We start from the raw sequence: 24,987 nt of genomic DNA, 5'->3' as shown, positions 1-24,987 counted from the left end.
TGTCTCCACTCAGAACTCGAAGTCTTCTTCGAACGCGGCGATCTCGTCCTGGTCGAGATCCAGGAGCGGGTCGGCCGGTGACGGCGCGGCGGACGGCCGTGCCGCGGGCAGCGCGACCGGTTCGACGGCCCTGGCGCCCGGCTGTGCGGCGTGGGCCGCCACGGCGCGCAGGGCGCGGAACCAGCCGTCGGCGAGCGCGGCGATCTCGTCCTCGGCGAACAGCCCGTCGGGCCAGCTCCAGGAGGCGACCAGGCGGGGTCCGTCCGGGCGGTCCTGGGTCAGGGAGTTCAGTTCCAGGGCGTGCGCGGCCGGCATCGCGGGATCGCTGCCGCCGAGTCCCTGGCCGCCCTCGTCGCCGTCCCCGGCCCCGAACCGGCCCAGGTAGTTGAAGCCGATCTGGGGTTCCGGCAGGGCGGCGAGCACGGGCGCGGTGTGCGGGTTGAGGTGGCGCAGCAACCCGTAGCCGGCACCGCTGTCGGGCAGCAGGGCGAGCTGTCCGGCGACCCGGGCCAGCGCCCGGCCGACGGCGGGGCCGCCGGTGGGCAGGCCGGCGAGGTCTTCGCCGTCCAGGCCCGGGTCGAGGCGGACGGGGAACAGGCTGGTGAACCAGCCGACCGTGCGGGAGACGTCCGCGTCCGGCACGACACCGGCGAGCAGGTCCTCACGGCCGTGCCCCTCCAGGTCGATCAGCACACCGCCGGTGCGGTCGCGTCCCCGGTCGCGGTCCCACTCGGTGACGGCGAGGGCGAACGCGGTGAGCAGCACCTCGTTGACACCGGTGCCGAGCGTCGCCGGGACCGTGGTGAGCAGCGCCCTCGTCACGTCGGCGGGCAGCGTGCGGGTGAGTCCGCGCGCGGTGGCGGCGGTGTCCCGGGCGGGGTCGAGCGGGCGGGCGCCGAGCGGTTCCTCCGTGTGGCCGGCCAGCATGCCGGTCCACACCGGGAGTTCGGCGGCGCGCTCGGGTGCGGCGGCCGCCGCGACCAGGCCCCGCGCCCACTCGCGGAAGGACGTCCACACCGGTTCCAGGACCGGCTCCCGCCCGGCGGCCACGGCCTCGTGGGCGGCGATCAGGTCCGGCATCAGGATCCGCCAGGACACCCCGTCGACCACCAGGTGGTGGACGACGAGCAGCAGCCTGCCCAGGGCGTCCGGACCGGCGTCGAAGCGGACGGCCTGGACCATGATCCCGGCGTCGGGGTCGAGCCGGTCCTGCGCCGCACGGCCCTCGGTGTCGACGACCGCCGCCACGGCGGCCTCGTCGAGCCCGGCGACGTCGACCCGGTGGATCAGATCGCCGGCGCACACGGCACCCTTCGGCGGCACGTGCAGTCCCCAGCCGTCGGACCCGCGCACCAGGCGGGCACGGAGCATGTCGTGGTGGTCCAGCACGGCCTGGAGCACGGCGGCCAGGGCCTCCTGCGTGAGATCGCCGGGGACCGGCGCCACCACCGACTGGTTGAACCCGTCGACCCGGCCGCCCAGTTCGCGCAGCCAGTGGATGATCGGCGTGGCGGGCAGGGCACCGACGGCGGGGTCGGCGCCCTCCGGGTCGGGCGTGAGCACCTGCTCGCCGGGGTCCTCGGGCAGGGCCGCCGCCAGCGCCTCGACGGTCTTGTGCCGGAACACCTCGCGCGGGGTCAGCACCAGCCCGGCGAGCCGGGCCCGTCCCACCAGCCGCACCGAGGCGATGCTGTCGCCGCCGAGCGCGAAGAAGCTGTCCTCGACGCCGACCCGGGGCAGGCCCAGCACCTCGGCGAACAGCGCGCAGAGCAGTTCCTCGCGCGGGTTCGCCGGGGCCCGTCCGGCCGGGCCGGCCCCGAACTCCGGCGCGGGCAGCGCCTTGCGGTCGAGTTTGCCGTTGGTGTTGAGCGGCAGCGCATCCAGGGTCACGAAGGCCGCCGGGACCATGTAGTCGGGCAGCTCGGCCGCCGCGTGGGCGCGCAGCCGGTCGGCGTCGGGGGCGGCGCCGTCGGGCACGACGTACGCCACCAGCAGCTTGCTCCCGGGCCGGTCCTCGCGGACGACCACGGCGACCCGCGCCACGCCCTCGTGCCGGGCCAGCACCGCCTCGATCTCGCCGAGTTCGATCCGGAACCCGCGCACCTTCACCTGGAAGTCCGTACGCCCCAGGTACTCCAGGTCGCCGCCGGCGCCCCACCGCACCAGGTCACCGGTGCGGTACATGCGCGCCCCGGGCAGCCCGTACGGGTCGGCGACGAAGCGTTCCGCGCTCAGCCCCGGCCGGCCCAGGTAGCCGCGGGCCAGTCCGGCGCCGCCGAGGTACAGCTCGCCGGGCACGCCGGGCGGTACGGGGCGCAGGGCGCCGTCGAGGACGTAGGCGCGCGTGTTGAGGATGGGCCGGCCGATGGGCGGCACCCGGGTGCCGTCGAGTTCGGCGGTGGTGGACCAGATGGTGGTCTCCGTCGGCCCGTACACGTTGACGACCCGCTGCCCGTACGCGGCCATCGACTCGGCGAGCGCGGCCGGCACGGCCTCGCCGCCCACCAGCATCCGCAGCCCGCGCAGCGCCCCCGGCACCTGGTCCACCAGGGTCTGCCAGAGCGACGGGGTGGCCTGCAGCACGGTCCCCGCGTGCTCGGTGATCAGCGCGCCGAGGGCGTGGGGGTCGAGCACCTCGTCCCGGCTCGCCACGACCACGCAGGCACCGGCGAGCAGCGGCAGGTACAGCTCCAGTGCGGCGATGTCGAACGACACCGTGGTGACCGCGACCAGCCGGTCGCCGGTGTCCATCGGGACCCGCGCGGACATGTCGGCGAGGAAGTTGTCCAGGGCCGCCCGCGGGATCACCACGCCCTTGGGGCGCCCGGTCGAGCCCGAGGTGTAGATGGCGTACGCCGGTGTCCTGCCGTCGGCGGCGGGCGGCGCCGACGCGTCGGCGGGCCGGGCGGCGAGCGCGCGGTCCGTGTCCGGTGCGTCGAGGAGCAGCACGGGGGTGCCGGACTCGGGCAGGGCCTCCGCCGTACCGGAGGTGGTGATCAGCAGGGAGGGCCGGGCGTCGGCGAGGACATGGCCGAGCCGCTCCGCCGGGTGCTCCGGGTCCAGTGGGACGTAGCCGGCGCCGGACTTGAGGACGCCGAGCAGGGCGGTGACCAGATCGGCCGAGCGGGGCAGGGCGACGGCGACGAGCCGCTCGGGGCCGGCCCCGCGCTCACCGAGCAGTCCGGCCAGCCGGGTCGCGCGGTCGTCGAGCTCGGCGTAGGTCAGGCGCTGTTCGCCGCAGATCACGGCGGTCGCGCCGGGGTTCTCGGCGACGCGGCGGGCGAACCGCGCGAGCAGCGGTTCGACACCCGGCTCCGCCAGAGCCTCGCCGGACCAGTCGCCGAGCACCAGCCGCTCGTCGGCGTCCGTGAGCAGCCGCAGCCTCCCCACCGGGGTGCCGGCCTGCCCGGCGGCCTCCGTGAGCAGCCGCAGCACACAGGCGGCGAGCGTGTCGACGCGGTCCTGGCCGATCAGATCGGGCCGGTGGGCCAGGTCGAGGCCCAGGGAACGGCCCAGGCCGACGGTGAGGCTGAGCGGGTAGTGCGTGCTCTCGTGGTTGTCGCCGCCGACGATGCCCAGTCCGCCCGCCTGGGCACGCAGCCCGTCCGCGTCGAGCGGATAGTTCTCGAAGACGACCAGGGTGTCGAAGAGTTCACCGACGCCGGTGGCGCGCTGGACGTCCGCGAGCGGCACGAACTGGTGGTCCATCAGCCCGGCCTGCTGCGCCTGGAGCCGGTCCAGCAGCGCGCCGAACGTCTCGGCCGGGTCGAGGGCGACCCGCACCGGCAGGGTGTTGATGAACAGCCCCACCATGGACTCGACACCGGGCACCTGCGGCGGGCGCCCGGACACGGTGGCGCCGAACACGACGTCGTCGCGGGCGGTGAGCTGCCCGAGCATCACCGCCCAGGCCGCCTGCACCACGGTGTTGACGGTCACCCCGCGCTCCCGCGCCCAGCGGGCCAGCGCCGCGGTCTCCGCCTCGGGCAGCTCGACCCGGGTGCGCACCGGCGCCACCGGTGCACGGGACGGGTCGGGCGCCGCGAGCAGCGTCGGCTCGTCCACCCCGTCGAGCACCTGCCGCCAGGCTTCCTCGGCGGCGCCGCGGTCCTGCTCGGCGACCCAGGCCAGGTAGTCCCGGTACGGCGTGAGGCGGCCCAGCGACGAGCCGTCGCCGCCGGCTCCGTAGAGCGTGAACAGCTCGCCCAGGAAGACGGGCATGGACCAGCCGTCGAGCAGCAGGTGGTGATGGCTCACCACGAGCCGGTGCCGGTCGGCGGCGGTCGACACGAGCGTGAACCGCATCAGGGGCGGTCGCGCGAGATCGAACCGCCGGGCGCGGTCCTCGGCGACGAACCGGTCGGCCGCGGCGGAGCGCTCCTGCTCCGGGAGGGCGGTCAGGTCGACCTCCGCGTAGGGGAGTTCGACGTCGGCGGGGATGACCTGGACGGGTGTGTCGAGGCCGTCTGCGCGGAACGCGGCACGGAGGTTGGCGTGCCGGGTGAGCAGGGTGCGGACCGCTCCGCGGAGCGCTTCACGGTCGACGGTTCCCTCGATGTCGAGGGCGAGTTGGACGGTGTAGACGTCCTCGCCGTGCTCGTCGTAGACCGCGTGGAAGAACAGGCCCTGCTGGAGCGGGGACAGGGGCAGGATGTCGGCGAGCCGACCGTGGTCCGCCTCCAGCCGGTCGATCTGGTCCTGAGTGACGGCCACCAGGGGGCGGACGTCGGAGGGGGTCAGGCCGCCGGCGTGCGGGTCGGCCACGTGCGCCACGAGGGCGCGGAGTTCGGCGAACCAGGCCTCAGCCAGTTCCTGGACCTGGTCGGGGGTGAACAGGGCGGACGGCCAGGACCAGTCCGCGCTCAGCTGCGGGCCCTCGGAGGTGTCGAGGGTGGCCGCGTTCAGATCCAGGACGTGGGTCAGGGGCATGCGGGGGTCACGGCCGTCACCCAGGTCGACATCCGCGCACAGGGACCAGGGCTCACCCTGGCCCGCGGATGCGTCGAAGCGGCCGAGGTAGTTGAAGCCGAGCTGCGGAGAGGGCAGCTGGGACAGCACGGCGGCGGTCTCGGGGTTGGTGTGGCGCAGCAGGCCGTAGCCGATGCCGTGGTCCGGCAGGGCGTGCAGCTGTTCCTTGACCCGCTTCAGCGAACGGCCCGGGTCATCGCCGGGCGCTCCTGCGTCCAGGCGGACGGGGAACATGCTGGTGAACCAGCCCACCGTGCGCGACAGGTCCACCCCGTCCACGACGTTCTCCCGGCCGTGACCCTCCAGGTCCACCAGCACCTCACGCGTGGTGGCGTCGCCGCGCCAGCCGGCCACCGCACGAGCGAACGCCGTCAGCAGCACCTCGTTCACACCCGCCCGGTAACGGGATGCGACCTCCGTCAGCAGCGGACCGGTCACCTCCGCCGGCAACGACAGATGCAGATGCTCCACCGTCGACGCCGTGTCCGTGGCCGGATCCAGCGGGCGAACGCCCAGGGGAGAGTCCTGGCCGGTCAACTGCTGCTGCCAAAGGTCCAGTTCGTGTGTGCGGTCGAGGGTGGTGAGTTCCTGGGCCCAGCGGCGGAAGGACGTGCCCACCGGCTCCAGCTCCACACCCTCATACGCGCGAGCCAGATCCGGCAGCAGCACCCGCCAGGACACACCGTCCACCACCAGGTGATGCGCCATCACCAGCAGCCGGCCCGACTCCGCGAACCACACCGCCTGCACCATCACCCCGGCATCCGGATCCAACCGGCCCTGCGCATCCCGCGCCTCAGCAGTCAGATCACCGGTCGCCAGCGACAGCACGTCCGAGGCGGACACGCTGCCCGGCTCCGCGACCTCCAACTGCCAGGCATCCCCTTCCCTCAGGAGGCGGGAGCGCAGTACGTCGTGCCGGTCCAGCACCGCCTGAAACGCCGCCTCCAGCCGCTCCCGCGAAGCGTCCGCCGGGGTGCGGACCACCATCGCCTGCTGGAAGCCGTCCACCGGACCACCCAGCTCCCGCAGCCACCCGATGATCGGCGTCTGCGGCACCACACCCCAACCAGCCCCGGGCTCCTCCACGACCGCACCCGACACCGGCACCGCCACCGCCGCCAGCGCCCGCGGCGTACGGTGCTGGAACACCTCACGCGCCGACAACACCAAACCCGCACGACGCGCCCGGCTCACCAACTGGATCGACACGATGCTGTCGCCACCCAGCTCGAAGAAGCCGTCGTCCACCGACACCGACTCCACCCCGAGCACCTCGGAGAACAACCCGCACAGGATCTCCTCCTCAGGTGTGCCCGGACGCGCACCCCCACCCGTGCCCGAGAACTCCGGCACCGGCAACGCCCGCCGGTCCAGCTTCCCGTTCACCGACAACGGCAACTCACCCAGCTCCACGAACGCAGCCGGCACCATGTACTCCGGCAGCACCGCGGCCACATGGGCGCGCACAGCGGCGACGTCGAGTGCGCCGCTGCGCGGCACGACGTAGGCGACGAGGCGCTTCACCCCGGGCCGGTCCTCGCGGACGACGACCGCGGCCTGTGCGGTGTCCTCGTAGCGGCGCAGCACGGTCTCGATCTCACCGAGTTCGATGCGGAAGCCGCGCACCTTCACCTGGTCGTCGGAGCGGCCCAGGTACTCCAGCTCACCTTCGCGGGTCCAGCGGACCACATCGCCGGTCCGGTACATCCGGGCGCCCTCAGGACCGAACGGGTCGGCCACGAACCGCTCACCCGTCAGCCCCGGTCGGCCCAGATAGCCGCGCGCCAGACCCGCACCGGCCAGGTACAACTCCCCCGCCACACCCGGCGCGACCGGCCGCAGCCGCTCGTCCAGGACGTAGGCACGGGCGTTCGTGACAGGGCGGCCGATGAGCGGGCGTGCCGTCTCGGTCGTGCGGGTGGTGAGCGCGTCGACCGTCGTCTCGGTCGGGCCGTACAGGTTGTAGCCGGTGACACCGGGGGTGTCGGCGAGTTCGCGCCACAACTCCGTGCCGACGGCCTCGCCGCCGAGGGCGAGGATCCTCGGGCGGGTCTCGGGGTCGCGGACCAGGCCCGCTTCGAGGAGCTGCTCCGCGTAGGAGGGGGTGAGCTCCATGAAGTCGATGCCGTGGTCGCGTACGTACGCGAGGAGCGCGTCCGGTTCGCGGCGGGTGTCGTCGTCGACGATGTGGAGTTCGTGCCCGGCGAGCAGCCACAGCAGCGGGTCGAGCGAGGCGTCGAAGGAGACGGCCGCGGTGAGGGCGGCCCGCAGCGGGCGGCCCGCGTCGGCGATCTCGGCCGCGTACAGCTCGTCGACGTGGTGGTGGAACAGGTTGACGAGGCTGCGGTGAGCGACGACGACGCCCTTGGGCCGGCCGGTCGATCCGGAGGTGTGGATCACGTAGGCCGGGTGGTCGGGCCGCAGCGGGGTGGTCCGGGTGGTGTCGCCGGGTGCCGTGGCGGGCAGGGCCGCCAGGGCGTCGGCGATGTCCTCGGCGTCGAGGTCGACGCGGAGTCCGCCGCAGCCGGCCGGGATCGTCTCCCGGCTGGCGGAGGTGGTGAGCAGCGCGCTGCTGTCCACGTCCTGGAGCAGCTGGGCGATCCTGCCGGACGGGTGCGCCGGGTCCACGGGCACGTAGGCGGCGCCCGTCTTGGTGACGGCGAGGAACGCGACCACCAGGTCGGCGGTGCGGGGCAGGGCGACGGCGACGTACTGCTCGGGGCCGATGCCCCGGGCGATCAGCAGCCGGGCCAGCCGGTTGGCGTGCGCGTCGAGTTCGGCGAACGTGAGGCGCCGGTCCGTGGCGACGAGCGCGGTGGCGTCCGGGGTGCGGGCGGCCTGCCGCTCGAAGAGGGCGGGCAGTGTGTCGTCCGCCGCGGGACGCTCGGTGTCGTTCCAGGCGACGAGCACGCGGTGGTGCTCCTCGGCGGTGAGGACGTCGGTCTCGGACAGCGCGCGGTCGGGCGCGGCGACCAGCTCGGCCGTGACGCGGGCCAGGCGGGCGGCGAGTTCCTCGACGGTGGCGCGGTCGAAGAGGTCGGTGGCGTACTCGATGCGACCGCCGAGTCCGGCGGGTGTGCCGTCGTCGGTGACGTGCTCCGCCAGCTGGAAGGACAGGTCGAACTTGGCGCCGTCCACGCTGACGGGGTGGGGGTCGACGCGCAGTCCGTCGAGTCCGAGGGTGGCCTCCGCGTTGTTCTGGAGGGACAGCATCACCTGGAACAGCGGGTGCCGGGCGAGCGAGCGCTCGGGGTTGAGGATCTCCACCAGCCGTTCGAACGGCACGTCCTGGTGGGCGTAGGCCGCCAGGTCGGTCTCGCGGACCCGGTCGACGAGGTCGCGGAAGGTGGGGTCGCCGGAGATGTCGGTGCGCAGCACCAGGGTGTTGACGAAGAATCCGACCAGGTCGTCCAGTGCCTCGTCGGTGCGGCCCGCGATGGGGGATCCGAGGGGGATGTCGTCCCCGGCCCCGAGCCGGCCGAGCAGCGCGGCGAGGGCGGCCTGGAGCACCATGAAGACGCTGGCCTGCTGTTCCCGGGCGAGCACGGTGAGGCGGCGGTGGGTGTCGGCGGGGATCGTCAGGTCGACGGTGTCGCCGCGGAAGCTCATCTCGGCGGGACGCGGCCTGTCCGCCGGGAGGCTCAGCTCCTCGGGGAGCCGGGCCAGGGTGTGCCGCCAGTAGGCCACCTGCCGGGCGATCTCGCTGCCCGGGTCCTCCTCGTCGCCGAGGACGTCGCGCTGCCAGAGCGTGTAGTCGGCGTACTGGACGGGCAGCGGCCGGAGTTCGGGGGCCCGGCCCGCGCACCGGGCGCGGTAGGCGTCGCCCAGGTCGCGGGCGAGCGGGGCCATGGACCAGCCGTCGCCCGCGATGTGGTGGACGACGAGCAGCAGCACGTGCTCGTCGGGTGCCACCGTGAACAGGTGGGCGCGCAGCGGCACTTCGGTCGCCAGGTCGAAGTCCTGGGCCGCCGCGGCGGCTACGGCGTTCTCGTCGTAGGCGGCCGTGTGCAGGGTCGGACGTGCCGTGCCGGCGGGCAGTACCTCCTGGCGGGGGCGGCCGTCGGTCTCCGGGAAGACGGTGCGCAGGCTCTCGTGCCGGGCGACCACGTCACCCAGGGCGGCTTCGAGCGCTGCGGGGTCGAGGGAGCCGGTGAGGCGGACCGCCAGGGGCAGGTTGTAGGTGCCGGTGCGGTCCTCGAAGCGGTTGAGGAACCACAGCCGGCGCTGGGCGGGCGACAGCGGCACGTGCTCGGGGCGCACCCGGGCCACGAGGGCCTGCCGCGCCCGGGTGGCGTCGCCCAGGAGCGTGGCGAGGGCGGCGGCGGTGGGGGCCTCGAAGAGGGCGCGGACGGCGAGTTCGACGCCGAACAGCGAGCGGATGCGGCTGACGACCCGGGTGGCGAGCAGGGAGTGCCCGCCGAGGTCGAAGAAGCTGTCGTCGACCGACACCCGCTCCACGCCGAGGACTTCGGCGAAGAGCTCGGTCAGGGTCTCCTCCTGCGCGGTGCGGGGGGCCCGGCCCGTGCCGCCGGCGGCGGCGAAGTCCGGGGCGGGCAGGGCGCGCCGGTCGAGCTTGCCGTTCGGGTTGAGGGGCAGGGCGTCCAGGGTGAGGACGGCCGACGGGACCATGTACTCGGGCAGGGCCGCGGCGGCGTGCTCGCGCAGCCGGGTCCCGTCCGGGGCGGTGGCGGTCGTGGCGTCGGCGGCCGGGACGACGTAGGCGACGATCCGCTGGTCGCCCGGACGGTCCTCGCGGACCACCACGGCCACCTGGCCGACCGACTCGTGCCGGGCCAGCACCGCCTCGATCTCACCGAGCTCGATGCGGAAACCCCGCACCTTCACCTGGTCGTCCGTACGGCCCAGATACTCGATCTGCCCGTCCGCACCCCACCGCACCAGGTCACCCGTGCGGTACATCCGGCTGCCGGGCGCGCCGAACGGATCGGCCACGAACCGCTCGGCCGTCAGTCCCGGCCGGCCCAGATAGCCACGCGCCAGACCCGCACCCGCCAGATACAGCTCCCCCGCCACACCCGGCGGCACCGGACGCAGCCGGGCGTCCAGCACGAAGGCGCGGGTGTTCCGCCGGGGGCGGCCGATGGGCGGGGTGCGGTCGACTGCGGTGTCGCCGGTGTCGTACCAGGCGGTGGCGTAGACCGTGGCCTCGGTGGGCCCGTAGATGTTGGCGAGGGTGCAGCCGGGCACGGCGGCGCGGAGCGTGTCCGCGGTGTGCGCGGACAGGCCCTCGCCGGCGAGCACGAGCAGGTCCGCGCCGAAGCGGGGCGCGCCGCTCTGCCCGACGGTGTGCGCGAGCGCCGAGGGCACGGCGCTGATCAGGCTGTAGGTGCGCGGCTCGGCCTCCAGCAGGGCGAGCACGTCGCGGACGATCTCGATGCGACCGCCGCACAGCAGCGGGCCGAACATCTCGAAGACGGAGACGTCGAAGTTGAGCGACGTCGAGGCGAGGACGTCCGCGAGCCGCTCGGGCCCGATGTCGGCGGCGGCCCAGGCCGCGAGGTCGGCGACATTGCGGTGCGGCACGACGACGCCCTTGGGGCGGCCGGTGGAGCCCGAGGTGTAGATGACGTACGCGGGGTGGCGCGGGTCGAGCGGGCGCACCCGGTCGGCGTCGGTCGGGTCACCGGCGTCGAACTCGGCCAGTGAGCCGATGAGTCCGGCGTCGTCGAGCAGCAGGGCGCGGATGCCGGACGGCAGTGCCGCGGCGGCCTCGCCGGTGGTCAGGACGAGGGTGGGGCGTGCGTCGTCGAGCATGTACGCGATGCGGTCGGCAGGGTAGCCCGGGTCGACGGGCAGATAGGCGGCGCCGGCCTTCAGGACGGCGAGCAGCGCGACGATCATGTCCGCGGACCGGGGGACGGCCAGGGCGACGAAGGTCTCGGGCCCGGCGCCCTCGGCGATCAGCCGCCGGGCGAGCCGGTTGGCGCGCGTGTTGAGCTCGCCGTAGGTGAGTTCCTCGCCCGCGTGCAGCACCGCCGGGCGGTCGGGGGTGCGGGCGGCCTGTGCCTGGAACAGCTCGGGCAGCGTGGTCTCGGCGAGGTCGCGGTCGGTGTCGTTCCACTCGGTGAGGACCCGGCGGCGCTCCTCGCGGGTCAGGATGTCGGCCGAGCCCACCGGCAGGGCGGGGTCGGCGGTGACCGCGGCGAGCAGCCGGGCCAGGCGGTCGCCGATGGCCTCGACGGTCGCGCGGTCGAAGAGGTCGGCGGAGTACTCGACGACCCCCTCGAGGCCGGCTGGGCCGCCGTCGGCCGTGAAGGTCTCCTGGAGGGAGAACAGCAGGTCGAACTTGGCGGCGGTGAGCGTCAGCGGCACGGCCTCGGTGCGCAGGCCGTCGAGGTCGAGGGTGGCCTCGGCGTTGTTCTGGAAGGCCAGCATCACCTGGAACAGCGGGTGCCGGGACAGTGAGCGCGCCGGGTTGAGCACCTCGACGAGCCGTTCGAAGGGCACGTCCTGGTGGGCGTAGGCCGCGAGGTCCGTCTCGCGCACCCGGTCCAGGAGTTCGGCGAAGTCCGGGTCGCCGGACAGGTCGGTGCGCAGCACGAGGGTGTTGACGAAGAAGCCGACCAGCGGGTCGAGCGCCTCGTCGGTGCGGCCGGCGATGACGCTGCCGAGGGGGATGTCCTCCCCGGCCCCGAGCCGGCCGAGCAGCGCGGCGAGGGCGGCCTGCACCACCATGAAGACGCTGGCCCGGTGCTCGCGGGCGACGGACACGATCCGCTCGTGGACCTCCGCGGGCACGTGCAGGGCGATGCTCTCGCCGTGGTGCGTGGCGTCGGCCGGCCGGGGCCGGTCGGTGGGCAGCGGCAGTTCCTCGGGCAGTCCCGCGAGCGTGCCGCGCCAGTGGTCGATCTGCCGGGCGAGCGGGCTGTCCGGGTCGTTCTCGTCGCCGAGGACGTCACGCTGCCACAGCGTGTAGTCGGCGTACTGGACCGGCAGCGGCGCCCAGTCGGGGGCCCGGCCGGCGCGGCGCGCGTCGTGGGCGATGCCCAGGTCGCGGGCGAAGGGCGCGAGCGACCAGCCGTCGCCGGCGATGTGGTGCAGCACGACGAGCAGCACGTGGTCGGTCGCGGAGATCCGGAACAGGCGGGCGCGCAGCGGCGTCTGCCGGGTCAGGTCGAACCCCTCGGCGGCGGCCTCGGCGAGCGCGGTGTGCAGGGCGTCCTCGGTGACCTCGGTGACGGGCAGCGCCGGTGCCGCGGCGTCGGCGGGCAGCACCGACTGGCAGGGCCTGCCGTCGACCTCGGGGAAGACGGTGCGCAGGCTCTCGTGCCGGGTGACCACGTCGCCGAGGGCGGCCCGCAGCACGGCGGGGTCGAGCTCGCCGGTGAGGCGGAGCGCCAGCGGCAGGTTGTACGAGGCGTTCGGCCCCTCGAAGCGGTTGAGGAACCACAGCCGGCGCTGGGCGGGCGACAGCGGGATCTCGTCGGGCCGCTGCCGTGCGGTGAGCGCGGCGCGGGCCCGGTCGGCGCCCGCGATCCGGCCGGCCAGGGCGGCCACGGTCGGGGCCTCGAAGAGGGCACGGACGGCGAGTTCCACGCCGAACACCGAGCGGACGCGGCTGACCAGCCGGGTGGCGAGCAGGGAGTGTCCGCCGAGGTCGAAGAAGCTGTCGTCCACGGACACGGCGGGCAGCCCGAGGATCTCGGCGAACAGCCCGGCGAGGATGTCCTCGTGCGGAGTGCGCGGCGCCCGTCCCGTGCCCGCGGCCGACGCGGGTCCGGGGGCGGGCAGGGCACGCCGGTCCACCTTGCCGTTGCCGGTCAGGGGTAGGGTCTCCAGGGTGACGAAGGCGGAGGGAACCATGTAGCCGGGCAGTCCGGCCGCCGCGTGCTCGCGCAGCCCCTCGGGGTCCGGGGCGGTGGCGGTCGTGGCGTCGGCGGCCGGGACGACGTAGGCGACGATCCGCTGGTCGCCCGGACGGTCCTCGCGGACCACCACGGCCACCTGGCCGACCGACTCGTGCCGGGCCAGCACCGCCTCGATCTCACCGAGCTCGATACGGAACCCGCGCACCTTCACCTGGTCGTCCGTACGGCCCAGATACTCGATCTGCCCGTCCGCACCCCACCGCACCAGGTCACCCGTGCGGTACATGCGGCTGCCGGACGGACCGAACGGATCGGCCACGAACCGCTCGGCCGTCAGCCCCGGCCGGCCCAGATAGCCACGCGCCAGACCCGCACCCGCCAGATACAGCTCCCCCGCCACACCCGGCGGCACCGGACGCAGGGCCGCGTCGAGGACGTGGGCGCGCATGCCGTCGAGGGGGCGGCCGATGGGCACGGCGTCCGGCACCTCGGCGACGGAGTCCATGCGGTAGGTGGTGGCGAACGTGGTGGTCTCAGTGGGTCCGTACCCGTCCACGACCACCAGCCCCGGGCAGGCCTCCAGGACCCGGCGCACGGCGGCGGCCGGTACGACGTCACCGCCGGTCCACACCTGGGTGACCCGGGCGAGGCACCCCGGCCCGTCCTCGGCGATCAACCGGAACAGACCGGCCGTCAGCCACAGGGCGGTGACGCGGTGCCGGGTGACGGTCTCGCGCAGCCGCACGGCGTCGAGGTCACCGGCAGGGGCCACGACGACCGTGCCACCGGTGAGCAGCGGCACCCACAGCTCGTACGTGGAGGCGTCGAACGCGGTCGGCGAGTGCAGCAGCACCCGCTCGTGCCCGAACTCGAAGCGGCGGTCGTAGGCGAGCGCCACGATGTCGCGGTGGGCGACGCCGACGCCCTTGGGAAGCCCGGTGGAGCCGGAGGTGAACATGACGTAGGCCAGCTGGTCCGGCCGGATCTCGACCGCGGGATCGTGGGAGGGGCCGTCGGCGAGCGCGGGCCCGGCCTCCATCACGGTCGTACCGTCGGCGAACGGTGCGGCCGCCGGCGCCGAGTCGGCGATCAGCACGGCCGCGCCCGTCTCGGCGAGGATGTGCCGCATCCGGGACTCGGGGAAGCGCGGGTCGAGCGGCACATACGCGCCGCCCGCCTTGAGGACGGCGAGCACGGCCGCCACGAGGTCCGGCGAACGCTCCATCAGCAGCGCCACCCGGTCCTCGGGACGCACCCCGGCCGCGATCAGGCGGTGCGCGAGCCGGTTGGCGCGGGCGTCCAGTTCCCGGTACGACAGCGAGCCGCCGGCGCCGGCCACGGCCTCCGTGTCCGGGGACCAGGCCACGAGGTCGGCGAACAGCCGGGGCACGATCCGGTGCGCAGGCTCCTCACGGTCGTCGGTGGCGTCGAGGACGTCGAGGATGCGCCGGTGCTCGTCGTCACCGAGCAGCGCGATCCGGCCGACGGGCGTGGCGTCCTGCTCGGGAACGGACTCCAGGACCCGGACCAGCCGCCCCAGCAGGCCGTTCGCGGCCTCGGGGGCGAAGACATCGGCGCGGAAGTCCAGCCGCAGGTGCAGGCGTTCGCCGGGGACGGCCGTGAGAATCAGCGGGTAGTGCGTGGCGTCGTGACCCTCGATGCCGGCGACCGTCAGGCCGCCGCCGACCTCCAGGACGTCCGCGTCGAGGGGGTAGTTCTCGACGACGACCAGCGTGTCGAACAGTTCGCCGACACCGGCCGCCTGCTGCACCTCGGTGAGCCCGAGGTACTGGTGGTCCATGAGCGCAGCCTGCTGCGCCTGGAGCCGGTCCAGCAGCGCGCCGAACGTCTCGGCCGGGTCCAGGGCGACACGCACCGGCAGGGTGTTGATGAACAGACCGACCATGGACTCGATACCGGGGACCTGGGGTGGTCGCCCGGACACGGTGCCGCCGAAGACGACGTCCGCACGGCCGGTGAGCTGCCCGACGATCATCCCCCACACGGCCTGGAGAACCGTGTTGAGGGTGACGCCGCCCTGGCGGGTGAACTCGGTGAGCCGCTCGGTGACTTCGGCCGGCAGATCGACGGTGACCCGCTCGGGGACCGCCGGACCCGCCGCACGGCCCGCCGGGGCGACGAGGGTGGGCTCGTCGAGCCCGTCGAGCACCTGCCGCCATGCTTCCTCGGCGGCGCCGCGGTCCTGCTCGGCGACCCAGGCCAGATAGTCCCTGGTGGGCGCCACCCGCGGCAGGGCGGACGCGTCACCGGACGTGCCGTAGAGCGTGAGCAGCTCCTTGACGAGGAGGGGCATGGACCAGCCGTCGAGCAGGATGTGGTGGTTCGTCAGCACGAAACGGTGCCGGTCCTCGCCGGTCCTGATCAGCGTGCACCGCATCAGCGGCGGCCGGGCCGGGTCGAACCGCCGGGCGCGGTCCTCGGCCGTCCAGCGACGCAGGGTGTCCTCGCGCTCGGCCTCCGGCAGCGCGGTCAGGTCGATCTCCGTGTAGGGGAGTTCGACGTCGGCGGGGATGGCCTGGACGGGTGTGTCGAGGCCGTCTGCGCGGAACGCGGCACGCAGCGCGCCGTGCCGGTGCAGCAGCGTCTCGGCGGCGGCGCGCAGGGCGTCCGGCCGCAGGGGGCCTTCGATGTCGAGGGCGAGTTGGACGGTGTAGACGTCCTCGCCGTGCTCGTCGTAGACCGCGTGGAAGAACAGGCCCTGCTGGAGCGGGGAGAGGGGCAGGATGTCGGCGAGCCGGCCGTGGTCCGCCTCCAGCCGGTCGATCTGGTCCTGGGTGACGGCCACCAGGGGGCGGACGTCGGAGGGGGTCAGGCCGCCGGCGTGCGGGTCGGCCACGTGCGCCACGAGGGCGCGGAGTTCGGCGAACCATGCCTCGGCAAGGGCCTGGACCTGGCCGGGGGTGAACAGGGCGGACGGCCAGGACCAGTCCGCGTTCAGCTGCGGGCCCTCGGAGGTGTCGAGGGTGGCCGCGTTCAGATCCAGGACGTGGGTCAGCGGCATGCCGGGGTCGCGGCCGTCGCCGAGGTCTACGTCCGTGACCAGGGACCAGGGCTCACCGGTGGTGGAGGCTTCGAAGCGGCCGAGGTAGTTGAAGCCGAGCTGCGGAGAGGGCAGCTGGGACAGCACGGCCGCCGTCTCCGGGGTGGTGTGGCGCAGCAGGCCGTAGCCGATGCCGTGGTCCGGCAGAGCGTGCAGCTGCTCCTTGACCCGCTTCAGCGAACGGCCCGGGTCGTCGCCGGGCGCTCCCGCGTCCAGGCGGACGGGGAACATGCTGGTGAACCAGCCCACCGTGCGCGACAGGTCCACCCCGTCCACGACGTTCTCCCGGCCGTGACCCTCCAGGTCCACCAGCACCTCACGCGTGGTGGCGTCGCCGCGCCAGCCGGCCACCGCACGAGCGAACGCCGTCAGCAGCACATCATTCACACCCGCCCGGAAACGGGACGCGACCTCCGTCAGCAGCGGACCGGTCACCTCCGCCGGCAACGACAGATGCAGATGCTCCACCGTCGACGCCGTGTCCGTGGCCGGATCCAGCGGCCGGGAACCCAGGGGAGAGTCCTGACCGGTCAACTGCTCCTTCCAAAGCGGGAGTTCGTGCGTGCGGTCGAGGGTGGTGAGTTCCTGGGCCCAGCGGCGGAAGGACGTGCCCACCGGCTCCAGCTCCACACCCTCATACGCGCGAGCCAGATCCGGCAGCAGCACCCGCCAGGACACCCCGTCCACCACCAGGTGATGCGCCATCACCAGCAGCCGGTCCGCCTCCGCGCACCACACCGCCTGCACCATCACCCCGGCATCCGGATCCAACCGACGCTGCGCATCCCGCGCCTCAGCAGTCAGATCAGCGGAACCCTCGGACAGAACCTGCGCGGCAAGCACACTCCCCGGCTCCGCGACCTCCAACTGCCAGGCATCCGCGCCCCGTACGAGACGCGAGCGCAGTACGTCGTGCCGGTCCAGCACCGCCTGAAGCGCCGCCTCCAGCCGCTCCCGCGAAGCGTCCGCCGGGGTGCGGACCACCATCGCCTGCTGGAAGCCGTCCACCGGACCGCCCAGCTCCCGCAGCCACCCGATGATCGGCGTCTGCGGCACCACACCCCAACCAGCCCCGGGCTCCTCCACGACCGCACCCGACACCGGCACCGCCACCGCCGCCAGCGCCCGAGGCGTGCGGTGCTGGAACACCTCACGCGCCGACAACACCAGACCCGCACGACGCGCCCGGCTCACCAACTGGATCGACACGATGCTGTCGCCACCCAGCTCGAAGAACCCGTCGTCCACCGACACCGACTCCACCCCGAGCACCTCGGAGAACAACCCGCACAGGATCTCCTCCTCAGGTGTGCCCGGACGCGCACCCCCGTCCGTGCCCGAGAACTCCGGCACCGGCAACGCCCGCCGGTCCAGCTTCCCGTTCACCGACAACGGCAACTCACCCAGCTCCACGAACGCCGCCGGCACCATGTACTCCGGCAGGGCGGCGGAGACGTGGGCCCGCAGGCCCTCGGCATCTACCGAGCTCCCCGGGGCGGGGACGACGTAGGCGACCAGGCGCTTGACGCCGGGCTGGTCCTCACGGACGATCACTGAAACCTGGTCGACCAGCTCGTGACCGCCCAACACCGTTTCGATCTCACCGAGTTCGATGCGGAAGCCGCGCACCTTCACCTGGTCGTCGGACCGGCCCAGGTACTCCAGCTCACCTTCGCGGGTCCAGCGGACCACATCCCCGGTCCGGTACATGCGCGTGCCAGGAGTTCCGTGGGGGTCGGCGACGAAGCGTTCCGCCGTCAGTCCCGGCCGGCCCAGATAGCCGCGCGCCAGACCCGCACCGGCCAGGTACAACTCCCCCGCCACACCCGGCGCGACCGGCCGCAGCCGCTCATCGAGCACATACACCCGGGTGTTGGGGATCGGCCTGCCGATCGGCGGCACCCCGCCCTCGGCCGTCAGCGGCGCGGACAGCGTCGCCACGACGGTGGACTCGGTCGGACCGTAGGCGTTGACCATCCGCCGGCCCACAGCCCAGCGCTGCACCAGCTCCGCAGAGGTGGCGTCACCGCCCACGATCAGCGACTGGAAGGAGGGGAACTCCCCCGCCGGGACACTCGCCAGCGCAGCCGGCGGAATCAGCGCATGCGTCACGCCTTCACCGGTCAGGACCTCGGCCAGCACCTCCCCGGCCAGCGGACCCGGCGGCGGCACCACCAGCGCCGCACCCGCCGCGAACGCCATCACCAGCTCCAGCACCGACGCATCGAAACTCGGCGACGCGAACTGCAACACCCGCGAGCCCTCGGAGACGGCGAACCGCTCCACCTGCGCCGCCGCGAACGAAGCCATGCCCTCGTGCGTGACCACCACACCCTTGGGCCGGCCCGTCGACCCCGACGTGTAGATCACATACGCCGGGTTCTCCGCAGCCACACGCACCACCGGGCGGGACGCATCCAACTCATCGCCGAGTTCGGGCAGTTCGCGCAGCACCAAGACCGGCTGGGCGTCCTGGAGCATGTAGTCGATCCGCTCCTGCGGATACTCCGGATCCACCGGCAGATACGCCGCCCCCGCCTTCAGCACCGCCAACTGCGCGATCACGATGTCCACCGAACGCGGCAGCACCAACGCCACCACATCCTCCGCGACCACACCCTGACCCACCAGCCAGTTCGCCAACCGGTTCGCCCGCGCCTCCACCTGCGCATACGACAACACCAGCCCACCGGACACCACAGCAGCCGCATCCGGGCAACGATCCACCGCCGCCTCGAACAACCCCGCGAACGTCACCGGAGCCAGCTCCACCACCGAACCGGACCACTCCCCCACCACCCGGGAACGCTCCGACTCCGACAGCACCTCCACACCACCGACCCGCAACCCCGGATCAGCCGCCACCGCCTCCAACACCGCCACCAACCGCGACGCCAGCACCTCCACCGACACCCGATCGAACAGATCCACCGCGAACTCCACACTGCCGTCGAGGCCCGACCGGGCCCCGGTGTCGGTGAGCGTGAAGGAGAGGTCGAACTTGGCGGTGTCCAGGCGTACCGGCTGAGGACTCACCTCGACGCCGGGAAGGGTGAGGTCGGCGGAGGGGAGGTTCTGGAGCTGGAAGCTGACCTGGAACAGGGGGTGGCGGGCCATGGAGCGCTCGGGGCTCAGGGCCTCGACCAGCCGTTCGAACGGGACGTCCTGGTGGGCGTAGGCCGCCAGGTCCGTCTCGCGGACCCGTTCCAGCAGCTCACGGAAGGTCGGGTCGCCCGACAGGTCGTTCCGCAGCACCAGGGTGTTGATGAAGAACCCGACCAGGTCGTCGAGCGCCTCGTCGGTGCGGCCGGCGACGGGTGATCCGAGGGGGATGTCGTCGCCGGCGCCCAGGCGGTGCAGCAGGGTGGCCAGGGCGGCCTGCACCACCATGAACAGGCTTGTGCCGGTCGAGCGGGCCAAGTCGTCGAGAAGCTCGTGCAGTTCGGCCGGTACGTGGAAGGGGACGGTGTCGCCGCGGTAGCTCATCCGCGCCGGACGCGGCCGGTCCACCGGCAGCACCAGCTCCTCCGGAAGCCCCGCCAGCGCACCCCGCCAGTAATCCACCTGCCGCGACAACTCACTGGTGGGATCGTCCTCCTCACCCAGCACCTCACGCTGCCACAACGTGTAGTCCGCGTACTGCACCGGCAACGGCTCCCACACCGGAGCCACACCCCCCACACGCGCCGCATACGCCTCCCCCAGATCACGCGCCAGCGGACCCATCGACCACCCGTCACCCGCGATGTGATGCACCACCAGCAACAGCACGTGGTCGTCGGGGGCGAGCGTCAGCAGGTGGGAACGGAGGGGGAGTTCGCGTGTGATGTCGAAGCCCTGGCCGGCGGCGCGGGCGAGCGTCTCGTCCAGTGCGCCGGCGGGGACGTCGGTGCGGTGCAGGGCCGGGCGTGCCGCGGGGGCGTCGCTCGGCAGGACGAGCTGGCGGGGGCGGCCGTCCGTGTCGGGGAAGAGCGTGCGCAGGGACTCGTGGCGGGCCACGACGTCGCCGAGGGCGGCCTGGAGGGCGGTGGCGTCGACGGTGCCGCGCAGCCGCAGGGACAGACCCAGGTTGTAGGTGCCGGTGGGGCCGTCGAAGTGGCTGAGGAACCACAGGCGTCGCTGGGCGTGGGACAGCGGGATCTCGTCCGGGCGTCGGCGCGGGCGAACGGCCTGGCGTGCGCCGGCGGAGGTGTCGAGCGCGGAGGCGAGGGCGGCGACGGTGGGCGCCTCGAAGAGGGACCGCACGGTCAGTTCGGTGCCCAGCTCGGTGCGGATGCGGCTGATGAGCCGGGTCGCGAGCAGGGAGTGGCCGCCCAGGTCGAAGAAGGAGTCGTCGAGCGAGATCCGCTCCAGGTCGAGGACCTCGGCGAACAGGGCGCACAGGGCGCTCTCCCGGGGGGTGCGCGGGGCGCGGCCGGTGCCGGGGGCGGCGTAGTCCGGGGCGGGGAGGGCCTTGCGGTCCAGCTTGCCGTTGGGGGTGACGGGCAGCGCGTCGAGCAGGACGACGGCGGCGGGCACCATGTAGTCGGGCAGTTCGCCGGCCGCGTGGGCGCGCAGCGCCGCCGGGTCGGCGGCGTCGTCGGCCGGGACGGCGTAGGCCACGAGCCGCTTGTCGCCGGGCCGGTCCTCGCGGGCCACGACCGCGACCTGGGCGACCGTGGTGTGGCGGGCGAGCACGGACTCGATCTCGCCGAGTTCGATGCGGAAGCCGCGGATCTTCACCTGGTCGTCGACGCGGCCGAGGTAGTCGAGTTCGCCGTCGGCGGTCCAGCGCACCAGGTCGCCCGTGCGGTACATGCGGGCGCCGGGCGGGCCGAAGGGGGAGGCGACGAACCGTTCGGCCGTCAGGCCGGGGCGGCCGAGGTAGCCGTGGGCGAGGCCGGAGGCGGTGAGGTAGAGCTCTCCGGGGACGCCGGGCGGGACGGGGCGCAGGGCGTCGTCGAGGACGTGCACGCGGGTGTTGGTGATGGGCCGGCCGATGGTGGGCTGGCCGGTGCCCGGGCGCAGGGGGCTGCTCATGGTGGCGCAGACGGTGGACTCGGTGGGGCCGTAGGCGTTGACCATGCGGCGGCCGGGGGACCAGCGGTCGACGAGTTCCGCGGAGAGGGCCTCGCCGGCGGTGACCAGCGTCATGTCGTCGGGGAGCGTGGCGTCGCCCATGGCGGCGAGGACGACGGGCGGCAGGGTGGCGTGGGTGACGCGCTGCTCGGCGAGGAGCTCGGCGAGCGGGGCGCCGGCGGCCAGGCGCTCGGTGGGGGCGAGGACGAGGGCCGAGCCGGTGAGCAGGGTGGTGAGGATCTCCCAGATCGACGCGTCGAAGCTGGGCGAGGAGAACTGCAGTACCCGGTGTCCGGGTCCGCCGCCGAACCACTCCTGGTGGGCGGCGGCCATGCTGGCGACGCCGGTGTGGCTGACGACGACGCCCTTGGGACGGCCGGTGGAGCCCGAGGTGTAGATGACGTACGCGGGGTCCTGCGGGGTGAGGGCGGCGGGCGGGAGCGGCTCGTCGGGGAGGGGTACGGCGTCCAGGAGCAGCCGCTCGGGGCCGTCCTCGGGGAGGGCGTGCTGCAGGGCGGTGGTGGTGACGACGAGGGCGGGGCGGGCGTCGTCGAGCATGTAGGCGATGCGGTCGGCGGGGTAGGCCGGGTCGACGGGCACGTAGGCGGCGCCGGTCTTCATGGTGGCCAGGAGGGCCACGACGGTGTCGGTGCTGCGGCCCAGGGCGACGGCGACCAGGCGTCCGCGGGCGGCGCCTCGCTCGCTCAGCAGGCGGGCGAGCCGGCCGGCCCGCTCGTCGAGTTCGCGGTAGGTGAGGGCCGTGTCCTCGTGGACGAGCGCGGTCGCGTCGGGGGTGCGGGCGGCCTGCCGGGCGAACAGCTCGGGTGTGGTCGCGTACGGGACGTCGGCGGCGGTGTCGTTCCAGTCGGTGGCGATGCGGGCGCGTTCGGCCTCGGTGAGCACGTCGACGGAGCCGACGCGGGTGGCGGGGTCGGCGGTGAGCGTGTCGATCAGGGTCCGGAAGCGGTCGGTGAGGGTGCGCACGGTGGCGTCGTCGAACAGGTCGCGGGCGAACTCGACGCTGCCCTCGATGCCGGCCGGGGCGCCGTCGTCGGTGAAGCGTTCGCCGAGCCGGAAGGACAGGTCGAACTTGGCGGTGTCGGTGTGCAGGGTGCGCGCCGTGGCGGTCAGGCCGGGCAGGTCGAGGACGGGTGCGGCGTTGTCCTCGAGGGCGAGGGTGACCTGGGCGAGCGGGTGGCGGGCGAGCGAGCGCACCGGGTTGAGGATCTCCACCAGCCGTTCGAACGGCACGTCCTGGTGGGCGTAGGCCGCCAGGTCGGTCTCCCGGACCCGGTCGACGAGGTCGCGGAAGGTGGGGTTCCCGGAGACGTCGGTGCGCAGCACCAGGGTGTTGACGAAGAACCCGACCAGGTCGCCGAGTGCCTCGTCGGTGCGGCCGGCGACGACGGTGCCGACGGGGATGTCGTCGCCGGCGCCGAGGCGGTGCAGCAGGGCGGTGACGGCGGCCTGGGCCACCATGAAGACGGTGGCGCCGCTGTCCTGGGCGACGGCGATCAGCCGCTGGTGGACGTCGGGCGTGAGGCGGAAGGCGACCCGGCCGCCGCGGTGCCCGGCGACCGCGGGGCGCGGGCGGTCGGTGGGCAGGGTCAGTTCCTCGGGCAGGCCGGCGAGGGCGCGCTTCCAGTGGTCGATCTGCCGGGCGAGCGCACTGGTGGGGTCGTTCTCGTCGCCGAGGAGGTCCCGCTGCCACAGGGTGTAGTCGGCGTACTGCACGGGCAGCGGCGTGAACTCGGGTATGCCGCCGATCAGCCGGGCGCTGTAGGCGTGGCTGAGGTCCCGGGTGAAGGGGGCCACGGACCAGCCGTCGCCGGCGATGTGGTGGACGACGAGGAGCAGCACGTGCCGGTCGGGGGCGAGGGTGAACAGGTGGGCGCGTACGGGGATCTCGGTGGCGAGGTCGAAGCCGCGGGCAGCGGCCTCGGACAGCAGCCCGTCGAGGGTGGTGAGGTCGTCGACCTGGGTGACGGTGAGGTCGGGGCGGGCCGCGGCGGGGTCGAGGACGTGCTGCAGGGGGGTGCCGTCCTGGACGGGGAAGACGGTGCGCAGGCTCTCGTGGCGGGTGACGACGTCGGCGAGGGCGGCGCGCAGCGCGCGGGTGTCGACGTGGCCGGTGAGGTCGACGGTGAGGCCGTCGTTGTAGGCGGCGCTGCCGGTGTCCATCTGGTTGAGGAACCACAGCCGGTTCTGTGCGGCGGACAGCGGCAGCCGCTCGGGGCGTGGTCGGACGGTGAGGGCCTGGCGGGCGCCGGCGGCCGGGTCGAGGGCGGCGGCGAGGGTGGCGACGGTGGCGTTCTCGAAGACCGTGCGCAGGGTGAGTTCGGCCTTCAGCTCCTTGCGGATGCGGCCGACGAGCCGGGTGACCTGGAGTGAACTGCCGCCGAGCAGGAAGAAGTTGTCGTCGACGGAGACGACGTCCTCGCCGAGCACCTCGGCGAACAGCCGGCACAGGGTCTCCTCCTCGGCGGTGCGCGGGGGGCGGGAGGAGGTGACCGCGGCCGGGGGCTGCGGACCGTCGGCGGTCGTGGGGGTCGCGTCGGTCCCGTCGGTCGCGTCGGGCGTGGCGGTCGTGGGGCCGGCCGGCAGGCCGGCGGTGTCGAGTTCGAGGGACTGGACGGGCTCGTCGAGTCCGGCCGAGCCGAGGCGGTGCAGGAAGTCGAGGAACGACAGCTGGTAGGCGCGCAGGGCGTCGTCCTCGTACAGGTCGGGGTTGGCGTCGAAGTCGATCTGGAGTCCCGAGCCGGTGCCGCGGTCGTAGACGATGAAGGAGATGTCGTCGGCGGGGCCGATGGAGAGGTTGTGCGGGCGGGCCGGGTGACCGCCGAAGGTCACGTCGTAGTCGAACATCATGATGTTGACGTGCGGCCCGACCAGACGGCGGTCGTCGGCGAGCATGCCGAGGTCGCGGCGCAGGTCCTCGAACTGGTAGCGCTGGTGCTTCATCGCCGCGCGCATCTCGCCGGAGACCTGGTGGAGCAGTTCGCCGACGGTGGTGCCGGGGCGGATCGCCACGCGCAGCGGCAGCACGTTGGAGACCATGCCGGGCACGCCGCGCGCCTTCTTGCCGAGCCGGGTGGACACGGGCAGGCCGAGGACGACCTCGGGCACGCCGGTGAGCCGTTGCAGCCACAGGGCGACGGCGGCGATCAGGGCGGGGGGCCAGGTGACGCCGGCGTCGCTCGCCAGGGCGCGCAGCCGCTGGGCGTCGTTGCTGCCGAGGTGGGCGGTGCGGCGGGCCAGCGAGCGGGCGAGTGCCGGCTGTTCGCCGGAGAGGCTGACCGGCTCGGGGCAGTCCTTGAGCCGGTCGATCCAGTAGGCGCGGTCGGTGCCGAACCGCTCCGAGTCCCGGTAGGCGGACTTCTCGTCGAGGAGCTGGGCGAGCGGGGCGAAGGGGGTGGCGGGCACGGGGTCGCCGGCCACCAGCGCCGAGTACACCTCGGCGGTGCGCCGGGCCACCATGTTGACGGTGAAGCCGTCGACCAGCAGGTGGTGGTAGCGGTGCAGCCAGAGGTGACGGTCGTCGGAGAGCTTGAACAGGGCGAACAGGAACAGCTGGTCGTGCTCGGTGTCCAGGGGGCGGGCGAAGTCCTCGGCCATCCAGGCGCGGGCGGCCGCCCACGGGTTGGGTTCGGCGCTGACGTCCACGACGTGGAGGGACCAGTCGAGGTCGTCGGCGGACACGATCCGGGCGGCCGGCCCGTCCTCGGCGGCGACGAACCGCAGCCGCAGCGTCTCGGCCTCGGTGACCACGCGCCTGAGCGCCGCCTCGAAGAGGTCCGCGTCCACCGGGCCGCTGATCTCCAGGAACTCACCCGTGTTGAAGATCGTGTTCTGCGGATTCAGCTGCTGCGCGTACCAGACACCCGACTGGGCGGCGGTCAGCGGCAACAGGACGCCCTGGAGGTCAGACACAGCCACTCACCCTCAATACGTTTTGAAAATCGACGTGAATCGCGGAGGTACCTGTCTAACAGTGCGCTTTCGGCCGGAACAACGACCGTTGCAGAAAGCTGCCAACCCGCCGTGGCAGAACGCGTGCTAGCGTCGCCG

Annotated in this window: 1 protein-coding gene; it reads right to left on the bottom strand. The window is 73.6% G+C overall.

Going from position 1 to position 24,987, the window contains the following annotated elements:
• Positions 1 to 9: 9 nt before the first annotated feature.
• On the bottom strand, positions 10 to 24,849 hold the full coding sequence (locus AB0412_RS31975) for a non-ribosomal peptide synthase/polyketide synthase (RefSeq protein ID WP_366406091.1): 24,840 nt from the start codon (positions 24,847 to 24,849) through the stop codon (positions 10 to 12).
• Between the last annotated feature and the right edge of the window lie 138 nt (positions 24,850 to 24,987).

It is taken from the genome of Streptomyces sp. NPDC052012 (assembly GCF_040689265.1).
Classification (GTDB): domain Bacteria; phylum Actinomycetota; class Actinomycetes; order Streptomycetales; family Streptomycetaceae; genus Streptomyces.
This window is presented reverse-complemented; position numbering and strand designations above follow the sequence as displayed.